The organism is Niastella koreensis GR20-10, assembly GCF_000246855.1.
Classification (GTDB): domain Bacteria; phylum Bacteroidota; class Bacteroidia; order Chitinophagales; family Chitinophagaceae; genus Niastella; species Niastella koreensis.
Window position 1 is genome coordinate 6,178,428 of the sequence record NC_016609.1, and the last position, 15,363, is coordinate 6,193,790.

7 protein-coding genes and 3 rRNA genes are annotated in these 15,363 nt (G+C 47.7%); 1 reads left to right on the forward strand and 9 read right to left on the reverse strand.

From position 1 onward, the window contains the following. Positions 1–15: 15 nt before the first annotated feature. From NIAKO_RS24535 to NIAKO_RS37145, 8 genes are all read right to left on the reverse strand, one after another. Positions 16–1,035: a DUF6528 family protein gene (locus NIAKO_RS24535; protein ID WP_014221151.1), complete on the reverse strand. Its 1,020-nt coding sequence runs from the start codon at positions 1,033–1,035 to the stop codon at positions 16–18. 197 nt (positions 1,036–1,232) lie between these two features. Next, on the reverse strand, positions 1,233–3,848 hold the full coding sequence (locus tag NIAKO_RS24540) for a glycoside hydrolase family 78 protein (protein ID WP_014221152.1): 2,616 nt from the start codon (positions 3,846–3,848) through the stop codon (positions 1,233–1,235). A 113-nt stretch (positions 3,849–3,961) separates the two neighbouring features. Then, entirely contained in the window at positions 3,962–5,380 is a 1,419-nt protein-coding gene (locus tag NIAKO_RS24545; protein WP_014221153.1) for a glycoside hydrolase family 125 protein, read from the reverse strand. A gap of 151 nt (positions 5,381–5,531) precedes the next feature. Continuing rightward, positions 5,532–6,617: a glycoside hydrolase family 76 protein gene (locus tag NIAKO_RS24550; RefSeq protein WP_014221154.1), complete on the reverse strand. Its 1,086-nt coding sequence runs from the start codon at positions 6,615–6,617 to the stop codon at positions 5,532–5,534. 569 nt (positions 6,618–7,186) lie between these two features. Beyond that, a 5S ribosomal RNA gene (rrf, locus tag NIAKO_RS24555) occupies positions 7,187–7,298 on the reverse strand. Between the two features lie 125 nt (positions 7,299–7,423). Further along, positions 7,424–10,305, reverse strand: a 23S ribosomal RNA gene (locus NIAKO_RS24560). Between the two features lie 246 nt (positions 10,306–10,551). After that, positions 10,552–12,080: ribosomal RNA gene (locus tag NIAKO_RS24565) — 16S ribosomal RNA — on the reverse strand. The 16S, 23S and 5S rRNA genes sit together here, the layout of an rRNA operon. Before the next feature lie 467 nt (positions 12,081–12,547). Next, complete coding sequence (locus NIAKO_RS37145) at positions 12,548–13,159, reverse strand: TetR/AcrR family transcriptional regulator (protein ID WP_014221155.1); 612 nt, start codon at positions 13,157–13,159, stop codon at positions 12,548–12,550. Positions 13,160–13,276: 117 nt separating this feature from the next. Here NIAKO_RS37145 and NIAKO_RS24575 point away from each other — a divergent pair, with 117 nt between their 5' ends. After that, a complete protein-coding gene (locus NIAKO_RS24575; protein WP_014221156.1) occupies positions 13,277–13,801 on the forward strand; it encodes a hypothetical protein in 525 nt (174 codons plus the stop codon). Here NIAKO_RS24575 and NIAKO_RS24580 read toward each other — a convergent pair. Next, complete coding sequence (locus NIAKO_RS24580) at positions 13,743–15,308, reverse strand: T9SS type A sorting domain-containing protein (RefSeq protein WP_014221157.1); 1,566 nt, start codon at positions 15,306–15,308, stop codon at positions 13,743–13,745. The genes NIAKO_RS24575 and NIAKO_RS24580 overlap by 59 nt on opposite strands. Between the last annotated feature and the right edge of the window lie 55 nt (positions 15,309–15,363).

Genomic DNA, 15,363 nt, shown 5'->3' on the forward strand with positions numbered 1-15,363 from the left:
TGAAAAGGCAGACGTCTAATGCGTACATTCATGAAACGAATCCCCGCTGGGATAGCTGAATGAATTGACTAGTTTCCACCGCAACTTATACATACCAAAGCTGGTATTCCTGTAAACCGTGGCGCCATTCAGATCGGTGATCACATCGGTTCGCCAGCTTTCACCGCCATTGCCATTGGCAACATCGAGAATAGTGGCATAACCACTGGGGCCATTGCATACAGATTTTACGCCACTGATGGTTTTTACCAGGGTAAACGCCCCGGTTGACACATTGAATTTATAGATATGTCCGCTGTTCGTTAGCCACAGATCTGTAGTGCTGCCATATACGGGAAAAAGATCATGCGCATTTCCCTGGGGCATCGTGTATGTCTTCTTTAAAGTGAGCGCCGGACTGCCGCAGCTATTGTTATAACTGAAGGCTTTCAGTTTGTCTTTACCGGCGGCCCATAAAAGTTTGTTCGTTTTATCCCATACCACATTGTGCACATCTTCAAAGGCCACCTTTCCGCCCTGTTTGCTATCGTCATTGATATAGGAATCCACGGTAAAAATAAGCAGGTACCCGCCAGTGGTAGAAGCGGTTACCACATTGCCGTTGGGAAGCAGTTCTGCAGAGTGCGTATTTCCACCGGCGTAATCGTACCAGATGGCTTTTTTGGACGACACATTGATGATGGCTACACCACCGCCTGAAGCAGTAGCCAGGATGTATTTGCCACTGTATACGGGTTTGGCTTCGCTAAGGTTGGTGAACCAGCCCTGTGCTCCGGAGCGGATCATGGCATAAGAGGCAGTGGGTTTCCATTCCCAGGTTATTTTATTACCGTTGGCCACATCTACCATTACGATGCGGGCATTCTTTTGATCGCAGATAACTATTTCTTTGGCAGTGGCTTCTTCTGTGGCGATTGCTTGTGTGGTCAGCAATTCTGCAGCGTCATCGGTTGCTGCCGTTTGAGATGATCCCTTTTTACAGCCCATTGAAAATGCCAGGGAGAGGAACAGTGATACGGAAAAGATCTTTCTCATGAATAAGTGTTTAATAAAATAATAAGATTATGCCCTACATTATAATATAAAAGCACTTACGCATGCTGAAAATCCAATCAAAGATATTCACATACGGCAGGTGGTTATAGCTGCCGGTTTTATGCAGAAGGAATTAATATAATAATAGTAAAAGTAACATACTGCATTGCCCAACCGGCACATGCAGAAAGCAGAATTTATTTCACCTCAAATGTATACGTCCCTGCTTCCAGTTGCCGGGTCTTATTATTCAGGATGAGGGTTGCCGTAGTATTAGGCGGTATCACCACATGATACGTTATTTTGTCCCCTGTTCTTTTCCACGACGATACAATAGTGCCATAAGGCGATTCATGTTTTACGTCTACGTGGTTTAAGTTGGAGATAAAATACGGTTGCAGGATTATTTTCTTAAAGCCCGGCTGGCTGGCGTCTGGTTTTATGCCACCCAATGCTTTGTAGAACCAGGCGCCTATTTCGCCAAACATAATATGATTGAGCGAGATGTCGCTGCCTGCATCGATTTTCCAGTTCTCGTATAAAGTAGTGGCGCCATTCATGATCCACCAGCCCCATGAAGGAAAGGTTTCCCTTGAAGCAAGTTTATAAGCCAGTTCAGCATGTCCGTTTTCGCTCAATGCATTCAGAATAGACTTGGTGCCCAGCAGGCCCACATCGAGCCGGTTGCTGTCGGCCTGTACGCGGCTGGCCAGATTGGTGGCCACCTTTGTTACCAGGGAATCGGGTACCACCTTCCAGAATAAGGGAAAACTTAATTCGGTTTGTGTTCCGCTGCCATAGATGCCGGTAACCGCATTGAGGTATTTGGCGTTTATGGCGTTTTTGATTGTTGTGGCCAGCGCCGTATATTTTTCTTCGTCGGCTGTATGTCCCAGAATGTGGGCAGCTTTGGCCAGGATGGAAGCATCTGTAAAATAGTAGATGGAAGAGGTAAGCTCAACCGGTGATTTTGATTTTACCGGCACCCAGTCGCCCAATCCCCAGGTGGTTAAACCGGTTGGGTAGAGCTGTTTGATGTGTTCTACATAGCGCTGGATGTTGTTGTAACAACGTGCTAACAGCAGCGTGTCACCGTAGAATAAATAAATGTTCCAGGGAATGATGGCGATGGTGCTCGTCCAGTCGGGGCCATTGGCCCATTCATACCCCCAGCCGCTGGTGGGAACGATGGCCGGTAACACGCCATTGGGCTGCTGTTCATCCCGGTGATCGGCCAGCCATTTTTCATAGATGGTTATGCCATCAAAATTGTATAGCCCCGTTTCCACGTTAATATGTGCATCGCCTGTCCAGCCGTTCTTTTCCCGCTGCGGACAATCGGTAGGATAACCGTACAGGTTGGAGAGGTATGAATTATTAGTTGCCTGCCAGATCTTATTGATGACGGAGTTGGACGTTGTTACACTGCCCACTGCAGGTACATCACTGTGCATGAAATAACCGTTGACGCTTTCTTTAGTCAATTGTACCGGAGCGCTGCTGGTCACTTCTATATATTGAAATCCTTTATAGTTAAAGCGCGGCATAAAGGTTTCAGGTCCCGCGCCACTGGTGATATATTGATCCGTACCAAAAGGATCGGCTGTTCCTACGGGGCGGTAGTGCACATCTATGTTCGATTGATCAACATGCCCATCGGGCCGTAAGCGCTCGCCATGTTTTAACCGCACTACTGTTCCTGCCGGTGCATTCACCCGGATGCTGCTTACCCCGGCAATATTGCGGCCGAGGTCAAACACATAGTTGGTATCATTAAACATCCGGATAGTTTGAGCGCGGATGGTGTCAACCATGCGGATCGGCTGCATCATCTGCGCCACTATATTGGTTGATGGCGCTGCACGCAGGATCACTTCTTTCCATTTGTCATCCTTAAAATCTGCCTCGCTCCAGCCTGGTTGTATCAACCGGGCATCGTACTGTTCGCCGGTATAGATACTGTTAAAGATCACCGGGCTCAGGGCTGTCTTCCAGTCTTTCCCCGTTGTAACAGTTTCAACGCTGCCATCTTCATAGGTTATCCGCACATCCATACAGAAAGCGGGCCGGTTGCGCCAGGGTGCTTCATGAAAATACCATACAGCAGTTGACTGATGATTGTACCAGCCATTTCCCAGTAAGACGCCAATGGCGTTTTTGCCGTGTTGAAGCTGCGCCGTTATATCATGGGTAAGGTACAGGGTGCGCCGGTCGAACCGGGTATACATGGGGTCCAGGCAATGATCGCCGATCTTTTTGCCATTGATGTATAATTCATACAACCCAGCCACGGCAATATACGCACGGGCAGAGCGGATTGTTTTATTAGCCTGAAATTCCTTTCTGAAATACGGAGCAGGTTTGGTGTTGATGTCGCGACTGTCGCTTATCCAGGCGCCCTGCCAGTTGGTGCTGTTCATCATCCCGGTTTCAAACCAGGCTACTTCCGATACCGGTGATGCCTTCTTATCCTTATCCCATACCTGTACTGCATAATAATACCTGGTAAATGGCTGCAGGGGCCTGCCCTGGTAAACTACCAGTTGTCCGTTAGATGATACGCGGTCTGTGTGCCAGCAATTACCCAACCCCTTACTTACCGCCAACAGGTCGGTACCTACAATAACCCGGTACGCTGTCTGCAAGGCGCCTTTGCGGTCGTCCTTCAATTGCCAGGTTAACCGCGGGTGCGCCGCGTCTATTCCTAATGGGTTGTTCAGGTATTCACAGTGCAACGCTACCGGTACACACTGGGCGTTAACCCGTGTTGCCAATGATAATAAGAGGAGAATAAATGGGATAACAGGTTTCATTGAAATGAAGAATGAAAAATGAAAAATAAAAAATGAGAAAGTAAAAACAGGAATATAGAATGTATTGATTCCTCATTTCTAATTTCTCATTCTTAATTTCTAAGTATAGTCAGTTAAGCCAGTAGCTGTTTCTTTTCTTTATAAGTCTTCCACAAAAACTCACCGAACAGGGTATTCGCCCAGGCGAACCATTTACGGCTGAACTTTTTGGGATCGTCTTTATGAAATGATTCGTGCATGAACCCGGTATCGGCGTGGGTCTTTTGCAGCATTTGAATACAGGTTTTGATCTCGGCATCATTGGTGCTGGTGAGTCCGCGCATAATGATACCCATGGGCCAGATCATATCCTGTCCAACGTGCGGGCCGCCAATGCCTTCACCGGCAGTGCCTTTAAAGAAGAATGGGTTGTCGGCCGACAAAACCAGTTTGCGGGTATTCTGATAGATGGGATCCGAGGTTTTTATAGCGCCGAGATACGGCATGCCTAACAGACTGGGCACATTGGCATCGTCCATGAGGTTGTAGCTGCCAAAGCCATTTACTTCGTAGGCATATACTTTTCCGTAGCCTTTCAATTCCACTACGGCGTATTGTTGTAATGCTTTTTCCACTTCACCGGCCAGCGCATTGAACTGTGCTGCCGTGGCGGTGTCTTTTACAATAGTGGTGAACATTTCCGCTGCCTGCCGCATACTGACCACTGCAAAGAAGTTGGAGGGAACCAGGAAGGAAAACAGCGTGGCATCGTCACTTGGCCTGAAAGCCGAGCAGATCAAACCCACTGGTTTCACCGGATAGCCATAACCGCGCATGGGTTGCGTATCGGTTGAGTGCGGGGTGGTGCGCTGAAATTTATAGGACCCATTGCCAGTCTTGCGCTGCTGATCGCGGAAGGTAGCATAGATGGTTTTAACGGCCTGTTGCCATTGTGCATCGAAGGGCTTTGTATCGCCGCTGAGTTTCCAATAGTGATAAGCCAGGCGGATGGGATAACACAGGGAATCGATCTCCCATTTGCGTTCATGCACGCCGGCCTTCATATCGGTATGGTCTTTCTCCCATTCGCTTTTCTTCTCCGGATCGTTATAGAATGCATTCGCAAAAGGATCTTTCAGGATGCAGGTAGTTTGTTTGTTGATAACGCCCGCGATCAATTGCTGCAGGGGTTTGTCCTGCGACATAAACGCCAGATACGGCCATACCTGGGCGCTGCTGTCGCGCAGCCACATGGCATCGATGTCACCCGTGATAACATATGTTTCGGGTTTGCCATTTTGGGTAGTATGAAATACGGTAGTGTCGAGTGTATTGGGAAAACAGTTTTCAAACAACCAGGCCAGTTCGGGTTGTTTTACGTTTGCCTGAAATTCTTTGATTGCATTTTCTACTGCCGTACTGGTAAAATTCCGTTTGTCAGCCGGGGTACGCACTACGGGATATTGAAGGGGGGCCGCCAGGCTACTCATATTTCCTATAAATAAACCAGCGCCTGCCAGGGTAGATTGTTGAATAAAGGTCCTCCGTTTCATATAAGCAATGTTTGGAGGTAAAGCTATGTATTTAGCAAGTTCAATAGTTATTTAGTTCCTGAGTTTGTTAGTTATTTAGTTTGTTATTAAGACCCCGTAACTATTTACCGGCAGCTCACTAACAAACTAAATAACTAATGAACTAAATATCTTATAAACCAACTAATGCTTCCAGCAACATACACGCGCTTAGTTGTATGGAGCCATCCGTTTTTGGGCCATGAGGCTGTGAGCGCCAATCGGAACCAAAGACATAATCCGGGCGGTAAGTAGCGTTGGTCAATAAACTTTCTCCATTTGTTTTCAGGAATTGAACATACCAGGTGCGGGTTGCACGCGGGATATCCCGCGACCGGGTCAATTGATTGAGATAACTGATGAAGATGCCTTTGAACAAACCGCCATCACCTGCGCCTTCATCTTTCAGAATACCATTGGGTGCAAACTTTTGCTGATCGCTTGTTATGTAGCTGCCGGTTTTCATGGCATCCTGCAGATAGCTATCCTCTTTGGTGATGGTATACAGTTCAAGGGCTGCGCCCAGCCAGGTACCCTGGTTGTAAGTATAAAGGCCCGTTTCGGTATAATTGCCAAACGCATCCCATACCACGCCACGGCTGGTATCAACCAGGTAGGTCCGCTGCCATTCGTAGATCTTCTTTGCCCAGCCCAGGTCCAGATCATTTTTATTGAGTTTGTACAGCCTGGCGGCAAGAATAATTGCCGGGCCGTTGCTGCAGGCATTTTTTGAATCGGGGGTGCCGGATTGCCACATGATACCGCCGCCATGTGCGTTCGTCCAGCCCTGGCGGATATTGTCCCACAGCAGCTGGGCTACTTCTTTATATTTCTTATCATCGGTAACATCATAGGCGTGCAGGCAGGCAATGGCCAGCCATTCCATATCGTCGTAGAATTTATTGGCCCATTTACTGCCGTTCATGTTGTAGATGCCCTTTAGCAGGTTACTCATGCGGGCCGTGTAGGCGGGATCTTTTGTCCGGGCATAGCCATTGGCCAGTACATCCAGGGCATGGGCATTCCACCAGTAATCGAAAGTGGTATTGCCACTGTTGTTGTGCAGATAATAGTTTTCGCTGTTGGACCAGAACTGGGTGGTCAGCGCCTGCTGGGCGCTATCGGCAGCTTTTGCCCAGTTGATCTTTGTAGATTGGGAAAATGCGGCAACTCCATGCAACAGGGTAAATGCACAGGTAATGAGTAGGATCCGGTTCATAATAGGGAGTTTTTAATTATAATATGTACATGGCAGGCTAATTCATTAGGATAAAAAATTATTCGTTGAATTTATCCTGAATTTAATGTACTTAATTCAATTTTGCTAGTCCCTATTAGCAGTAACAGATATATATTTATTTATATAATAAATATAAAGCTAATGATTACCTGATTTAGTAATTAATTGTAAAGTGATTAGTTAGCGGATTTCCGGTTACAAAAGTTCAAAGTTGAAAGTTCTAATTTGAAGGATGGAGATTTTATAGTCCTAAGTAGCGGTTATTAGGTTATTGGGTTCGTAGGTTCTTAAGTTATTGAAGTCTAAAGTTATTGAGACCGGGCGGTGTCGAGGGATCGACTCTCTTATTTGCCGCGTCGCAGCCTTTGCCCTCTGCCGTTTTACTACTGCCTACTGAATCCCGATGGCTATCGGGAGCCCGTTGCCTTTCGTGTCTGCCGCGCAGAATTGTATTGCTTATGGCTTGAAGCTTGAAGCTTGAAGCTTGAGGCTGCATTCCTAAAAAGCAAAAAGCCCCTTGATTTGTGTCAAGAGGCTTTTTACAATAAATATGGCAACTACCTACTCTCCCACATTGTTGTGTAGTACCATCGGCCATGAGGGGCTTAACTTCTCTGTTCGGAATGGGAAGAGGTGAACACCCTCGGTATAATCACCATAAGATCTTTGGTGTGAGTTATCTTCTCAGATTATCTCTCTACCGTAATAAGTTACATATTGGGAAGTTGTAAATGCAAGTAACAGAACTAACAATATAAATCCATTGTATTCAAAATTGTTAAAAAAAATTAAAGCGTACGGGTAATTAGTACTACTCGACTTTGATGTTACCATCTTTACATCTGTAGCCTATCAACGTCATCGTCTTTGACGACCCTTAAAAGAATACTCATCTCGTGGAAGGTTTCACGCTTAGATGCTTTCAGCGTTTATCCTGGCCACACATAGCTACTCTGCACTGCACCTGGCGGCACAACAGATACACCAGCGGTGTGTACGACCCGGTCCTCTCGTACTAAGGTCATGTCCACTCAATATTCTAACGCCCATCACAGATAGGGACCGAACTGTCTTGCGACGTTCTGAACCCAGTTCACGTGCCACTTTAATCGGCGAACAGCCGAACCCTTGGGACCTTCTCCAGCCCCAGGATGTGACGAACCGACATCGAGGTGCCAAACCTTTCCGTCGATATGAGCTCTTGGGAAAGATCAGCCTGTTATCCCCGGAGTACCTTTTATCCTTTGAGCGATGGCCCTTCCATGCAGAACCACCGGATCACTTTAGCCGGCTTTCGCCCCTGCTAGACTTGTCTGTCTCACAGTCAAGCTCCCTTTTACTAATGCGCTCTGCGTACGATTACCAACCGTACTGAGGGAACCTTTGCAAGCCTCCGTTACTTTTTAGGAGGCGACCACCCCAGTCAAACTACCCACCATGCACTGTTTCCCGCAAGGGATTAGACTCTAAGCAAACGAAGGTTGGTATTTCAACGACCGCTTCACGGCACCTGGCGGCACCGCTTCATAGCGTCCCAACTATTCTACACATCGGTTGCTCAAAATCAATGCAAAGTTGTAGTGAAGGTTCACGGGGTCTTTCCGTCCCGTGACGGGTAACCGGCATCTTCACCGATACTACAATTTCGCCGGGCTCGTGGAGGAGACAGCGTTCAACTCATTAGACCATTCGTGCAGGTCGGAACTTACCCGACAAGGAATTTCGCTACCTTAGGACCGTTATAGTTACGGCCGCCGTTTACTGGGGCTTCAGTCAGGAGCTTTGACTTGCGTCGAACACCCTTCCTTAACCTTCCAGCACCGGGCAGGTATCAGGCTCTATACGTCATCTTACGATTTTGCAGGGCCCTGTGTTTTTGTTAAACAGTTGGTTGAACCATTTTACTGGGGCCACCCAGAAGGTGGCATGCTTTATCCCGAAGTTACAGCATCAATTTGCCTAGTTCCTTCTCCACGGCTCACCCGAGCACCTTAGGCTATTCGCCTCGACTACCTGTGTCGGTTTGCGGTACGGGTCGCTTTAACCTAACCTTAGAAGTTTTTCTCGGCAGCTATTAGAGCACTCAATCAGACCGAAGTCCTCATATACTTTCGCATTTCGCCAAACTCTACGGATTTGCCTGTAGAATCTATAGCTACGTACTTAAACGGGGAATTCCGTTTCCCTCGTGTGCTGTTCACTTCTGCGTCACTCCATCGAAATTAAAGCGAGTACTGGAATATTAACCAGTTTTCCATCAGCTGCCCCTTTCGGGTTTGCCTAAGGACCCGACTAACCCTGATCCGATTAACGTTGATCAGGAACCCTTAGTCTTACGGTGAAGTAGTTTTTCACTACTTTTATCGCTACTTATGCCTACATTTTCTTTTGAAATCGCTCCAGCATGCGTCGCCGCACACCTTCAATGCAGATTTCAATGCTCCCCTACCGATATACATCCTAGATGCAATCTTAGAGCTTCGGTTCATGGTTTGATGCCCGATTATTTTCCGTGCAGGATCTCTCGACCAGTGAGCTGTTACGCACTCTTTAAATGAATGGCTGCTTCCAAGCCAACATCCTGGCTGTTATAGAAATCCCACCTCGTTTGATCAACTTAACCATGTATTAGGGACCTTAGCTGCTAATCTGGGTTATTTCCCTCTCGGCCACGGATCTTAGCACCCGCAGCCTCACTCCCGGAGAAATTTGCTAGCATTCGGAGTTTGTCAGGGTTTGGTAGGCGGTGAAGCCCCCTAGCCCAATCAGTAGCTCTACCTCTAGCAAACATCTATATCCGAGGCTGTTCCTAAAAACATTTCGGGGAGAACGAGCTATCTCTCAGTTTGATTGGCCTTTCACCCCTATCCACAGGTCATCCCATAGCTTTTCAACGCTAATGAGTTCGGTCCTCCATTGTGTGTTACCACAACTTCAACCTGCCCATGGATAGATCACAAAGTTTCGCGTCTACCCCCACTGACTAAACGCCCTATTCGGACTCGCTTTCGCTACGGCTCCGTAACTTAAGTACTTAACCTCGCCAGTGAGGAGTAACTCGTAGGCTCATTATGCAAAAGGCACGCCGTCACCCTTTAACAGGCTCCGACCGCTTGTAGGCGCACGGTTTCAGGTACTATTTCACTCCCTTGTTTAGGGTGCTTTTCACCTTTCCCTTACGGTACTGGTTCACTATCGGTCTCTGAGGAGTATTTAGCCTTATCGGATGGTGCCGACAAATTCAGGCAGGATTCCTCCGGTCCCGCCTTACTCAGGATACCACTCGTCCCTAACAATTTCTGCTTACGGGGCTATCACCCTATATCGCTCGGCTTTCCAGCAGATTCAGCTTGATGTTAGTTTCTAAATGTGGTCCTATAACCCCTATGCCGCACGCGACACAGGTTTGGGCTGTTCCCTTTTCGCTCGCCACTACTTGGGGAATCACGTTTGTTTTCTTTTCCTCCTGGTACTTAGATGTTTCAGTTCCCAGGGTTGACTTCCGCCGTGAGGCGGATGACATACCTTCAGTATGCCGGGTTGTCCCATTCGGAAATCTGGGGATCTAATGCTTGTGTGCAGCTCCCCCCAGCTTATCGCAGCTTACCACGTCCTTCATCGTCTCTCAGAGCCAAGGCATCCACCATACGCCCTTAAGTGCTTTAAAAGAGTTATTACTATTACTCGGTATTTACAACTTTTATTATCCCAATATGTCAAAGAACTACCCCCTACACCCCTAAAGGGGCAAGAGAGAACGTTTAGTCTCCTGCGAGATTCAACGTTTGTTGCTGATGTTAAGGCTGCGAACCTTTAGACCTTAAAGTCACATCATTTGTTTGAAAGAACTGTATTCTATGAAAGTTAAGTGAAGCAACAACCAAAAAGATTTGTTATCTGCGAGCATCTCTAAAAAGGAGGTATTCCAGCCGCACCTTCCGATACGGCTACCTTGTTACGACTTAGCCCCAGTCACTAGTTTTACCCTAGGCGGCTCCTTGCGGTTACCGACTTTAGGTACACCCAGCTTCCATGGCTTGACGGGCGGTGTGTGCAAGGTCCGGGAACGTATTCACCGTATCATTGCTGATATACGATTACTAGCGATTCCAGCTTCATGGAGTCGAGTTGCAGACTCCAATCTGAACTGAGAAAGGGTTTTTGAGATTAGCGCCTTGTTGCCAAGTGGCAGCTCTTTGTCCCTTCCATTGTAGCACGTGTGTAGCCCTGGGCATAAAGGCCATGATGACTTGACATCATCCCCTCCTTCCTCGCGTCTTACGACGGCAGTTTCATTAGAGTTCCCAGCTTTACCTGATGGCAACTAATGATGGGGGTTGCGCTCGTTGCGGGACTTAACCCAACACCTCACGGCACGAGCTGACGACAGCCATGCAGCACCTTACAATCTGTGTATTGCTACAAAATGAGCTTTCACCCACGGTCAAATTGCATTCTAGCCCAGGTAAGGTTCCTCGCGTATCATCGAATTAAACCACATGCTCCACCGCTTGTGCGGACCCCCGCCAATTCCTTTGAGTTTCAACCTTGCGGTCGTACTTCCCAGGTGGGATACTTAATGCTTTCGCTCAGACACACACTGTGTATCGCGTATGTCGAGTATCCATCGTTTAGGGCGTGGACTACCAGGGTATCTAATCCTGTTTGATCCCCACGCTTTCGAGCCTCAGTGTCAATAATTGTGTAGCAAGCTGCCTTCGCTATCGGTGTTCTATGTCATATCTAAGCATTTCACCGCTACATGACATATTCCGCTTACCTCCACAACATTCAAGACTGATAGTATCAACGGCAGTTTCCGAGTTAAGCCCGGAGATTTCACCACTGACTTACCAGCCCACCTACGCTCCCTTTAAACCCAGTGAATCCGGATAACGCTTGCACCCTCCGTATTACCGCGGCTGCTGGCACGGAGTTAGCCGGTGCTTATTCATCGGGTACCGTCAACCACAAAAGAATTCGTGGGTTTCTTCTCCGATAAAAGAAGTTTACAATCCAGAGGACCTTCATCCTCCACGCGGCATGGCTGGTTCAGACTTGCGTCCATTGACCAATATTCCTTACTGCTGCCTCCCGTAGGAGTCGGGCCCGTGTCTCAGTGCCCGTGTGACTGGTCGTGCTCTCACACCAGTTACTGATCGTAGGCTTGGTGGGCCGTTACCCCGCCAACTACCTAATCAGGCGCACGCCCATCTTCAAGTGATAAATCTTTAAATGTCCTCAGATGCCATCAGACATTACTATGGGGTATTAATTTTCGTTTCCGAAAGCTATCCCCCGCTTGAAGGAAGGTTGCGTACGTGTTCCGCACCCGTTTGCCGGTCGCCGCCCATGTATTGCTACACTGCGCTGCCCCTCGACTTGCATGTATTAAGCCTGCCGCTAGCGTTCATCCTGAGCCAGGATCAAACTCTCCATTGTAAATGAGTTTTGATCACTTAGCTAAATTCTCTCAATAAGAAAATCAACTTTGTGAATCGTGTTAATTTTTTTCGAGTCGCTAGATTCTTACCTTGATTAATTTACTTGAAATTATTCAAGTGCTGTTGCTTCCAAACTTTCAAAGATCTTTAAATATCGTATGTTATGTTTCCTTTACCGCTGTCCACTCTCACTCATTCGTTATTATCTACTTCGTTTCTTTGCGCTCTCCCCTCTTCTTCTTTTCCTCACTTCCCTATCTTTTCGATTGGGGTTGCAAAGGTAAGTGTTTCTTTCATTTCACCAAATCTTTTCTCACTTTTTTCTTTCTTTTTTCCTTTCTCACTTTTCTTTTCTAAGAGCTGATTTTCAGTGACTCACCTCGCTTTCTCTGCTTCTTTTTCACTGCCCCCGTTTTCGTTGGGGGTGCAAATGTAGGAGTATTTTCAATACAACAAATTCTTTCTTTACTTTTTTGTAAAATATTTTTCGGGAGGGGTATCGGCCGGCGGAAAAGCCCGCAACAGAAGCTCCTGCGCATGGGCAATCATTTTTGAAGCCGGAACCGGCGTTCCGTCCATTACCCAGCAAATGACCATCCGCACAATTCCCCCCGCTACCGCTTCCGCCCGGTATTGCAACTCCTGCTTTTCCATAGCGGGCGGCAGCGGCTTCCGCTTATAATAGCCAACTATCTTACTAACCACGATGGCCGTAAAATGTTCAGCTACCTGGTAACCAATGGGCGTACCATGTATTGCTTTTACAATGGGGCCGTATTCTGCCAAATGATTGAACAGGTACGGCAGGTTGATACCCATACAGTGCTGTGGATCGTTGCTGTTGATGTTTATGAGTTCCCGCTGAAAGTTTATATTATGCAGCAACAGTTTTTCCTTACTCTCATAATGAGCATAAAAAGTACTTCGCCCCACATTGGCTTTGTCAATAATGTCCTGGATGGTAATGGCATCATATTCCTTCTCCCGCATTAACTGGCCCAGTGAATCGGCCAGCAATTGTTTTGTCTTTTGAATGCGCCGGTCTTCCTGCAAATCCCCTGTCATTTTGCTGAACATTTTTGGCTGTTTTGTTCAATAACTGTCATTCGGCGGAGACTGTATGTTGTACGCCCCGGTTAACCGCGACAGCTTTACATAAAAATACAATTGTTCAGTTTCATTAAACAGAAGAATATGGATCATCACCAAGCTTTCAAACCCAACCTGCGTTTACTGACCGGTTCACTGGCGGCCACCATCGGCACCTATGTTCTTACAGCGCTGCATCATGCCTATGGCGCCCTGGTATACAAAACACCCTGGCGCATGCACATTGTATATCATGGGTTAATCATCTTACTGATAACGGGCGCCTTTCTGCTCCTGTACGAATGGCGGAAAAAGAAACTATTCTTTGTGCTGTACCTGGCGATCGCTGGTTTATTCTTTGGCGCACTGATTGGATTGTATGAAGGGCTTTACAATCACCTGATTAAGAACATCCTGTTCTTTGCCGGCCTGTCTCCGGCTTCCATGCGCTGGTTTTACCCGGCATCCATGTATGAATTGCCCGACAACTGGCTGTTTGAGATCACAGGCTGCCTGCAGGCTTTTACAGGCGCCGTACAATTGTATTATACCCTAAAACTGTTCCGGGAGATCAATCCCCCGTCACTACCAGCTTCTTCGTTTCCAACAGCTGACCGCTGTTTGAAATAAAACCCACCAGGTAATTGCCGGGCAACCAAAGGCTCATGGGGATAATGTTGCGGTCGTTCACCAGCTCGCGATGGATCATTTGCCCCAGCACGTTCCAGATAACCACATATTTAACACTGGCCGCGCCGTTTACCCCTACGTAGAAGTTCCGCGCGGCTGGGTTAGGCCACAACAGCAACTGATAGCCGCCGGGTTTGCCCCCCACCGCCACGGTGTTGGAGTACATGCTGTCGCCATTGTAATCAATCAACCGCAACCGGTAATAGCTGATGCCGGTATAGTTGTTGGCATCGTTGAGGGTATAATTCAGGTAGGAATTGCTGTAGCCATTAACCGCCTTCGAGGGCAGCGAATCCCGCTTCTTAAATGCGGACTCATTGCTGAGGCGGCGTTCCACTACAAAGTATCTGATGTTCACTTCGGGTTTGGTGGTCCAGTAAACATTTACCGTGCTACGGTCCAGGCGATACCCGTTTAACCATACATGTGTAAATGCACCGGCTGTATCGCCTTTGCCCGTGAACTTGGTGAAATAAGATGCTGATGAAAGGTTGCTTCCGACCGTACGGGTGTTCACCCCGCTGCCCGCCAGGGCAGTTGCTGAAGTCAACATGCCTGGTACCGGGTATACCTGTGGAGAGGAAGTGTCCCAGCCGGCGCCGGTGTACTGCGACACATACGCGTACCGCCGGTTGGCGCTGAACAAACTGCCTTCATCGGCCGTGAGGTGTTGCAGGGCTATGTCTGCGTCTCCGGAATTGGGGTAATTGCGTTTTCCCAATTCCCAGGTTTTGTTCACTCCCTGTTCTTTCAGCTCGTTCCCGGTAAACAGGTCTTTTTTAACACCATCGTTCACCCGTGCATGATAGTCATCGCCTTGCGAAGAGTGACTTCTGATGCCTGCCGGGGTATATGCATTATCATCCGTACCAATAGGGAAGATCACCCAATTGTCGCGGCTGCGGATATTTTCCCGCACCAGCAATCCGGTGCCGGAACTGCCGGTAATAATGAAGTGAATGGAATCGTACCCGGTTATGGTACCGGGACTTCTATCCCCTATTACCAGGGTATTGTTTTGCAGGTATACATTCCCTGCGGTGAAGTGTAAATTGTTCCGCACTTTGGTGGTGCTGCCAGTGAGTTCAACTCCATATACATTTTGAATATCGAGGTTGTCAAAGGCGGCGCCGCTGCGGGTAGCGGCATTGTAACCGCCATCGAGCTGTTGCCGGCCGCTGTCGATGCCATTAAAACGGAGTGCGCCGCCTGTGCCTGATGCATCTTCGCCCTTATTGCCTTCATCGGTAATGAGGGCATCGGCATCGTTCGTCCATTTTTTGCCTTTGAAGTTTACCACGGCTTTTTTATCAATGCCCAGCTTTCCCTGGTTCACTACATTGGAGAAGATGGTTGCCGTATCGCCGGAGAAATAAACCTTTCCTTTTTTGGGGACATAGAAACCTTGCTGGGCCTTTGTTGTTAAACAAGGCGCCAGCAGGAGCAAAAAAATTATATGTTTTATAAAGTTTGTCACTTGTTAATGGTGGATCGTGAATCGG

What these genes read in the sequence shown, in the direction of transcription:
- NIAKO_RS24535 (WP_014221151.1), bottom strand. Translation starts at nt 1,035, where the DNA reads ATGAGAAAGATCTTTTCCGTATCACTGTTCCTCTCCCTGGCATTTTCA.
- NIAKO_RS24540 (WP_014221152.1), bottom strand. Translation starts at nt 3,848, where the DNA reads ATGAAACCTGTTATCCCATTTATTCTCCTCTTATTATCATTGGCAACA.
- NIAKO_RS24545 (WP_014221153.1), bottom strand. Translation starts at nt 5,380, where the DNA reads ATGAAACGGAGGACCTTTATTCAACAATCTACCCTGGCAGGCGCTGGT.
- NIAKO_RS24550 (WP_014221154.1), bottom strand. Translation starts at nt 6,617, where the DNA reads ATGAACCGGATCCTACTCATTACCTGTGCATTTACCCTGTTGCATGGA.
- NIAKO_RS37145 (WP_014221155.1), bottom strand. Translation starts at nt 13,159, where the DNA reads ATGTTCAGCAAAATGACAGGGGATTTGCAGGAAGACCGGCGCATTCAA.
- NIAKO_RS24575 (WP_014221156.1), top strand. Translation starts at nt 13,277, where the DNA reads ATGGATCATCACCAAGCTTTCAAACCCAACCTGCGTTTACTGACCGGT.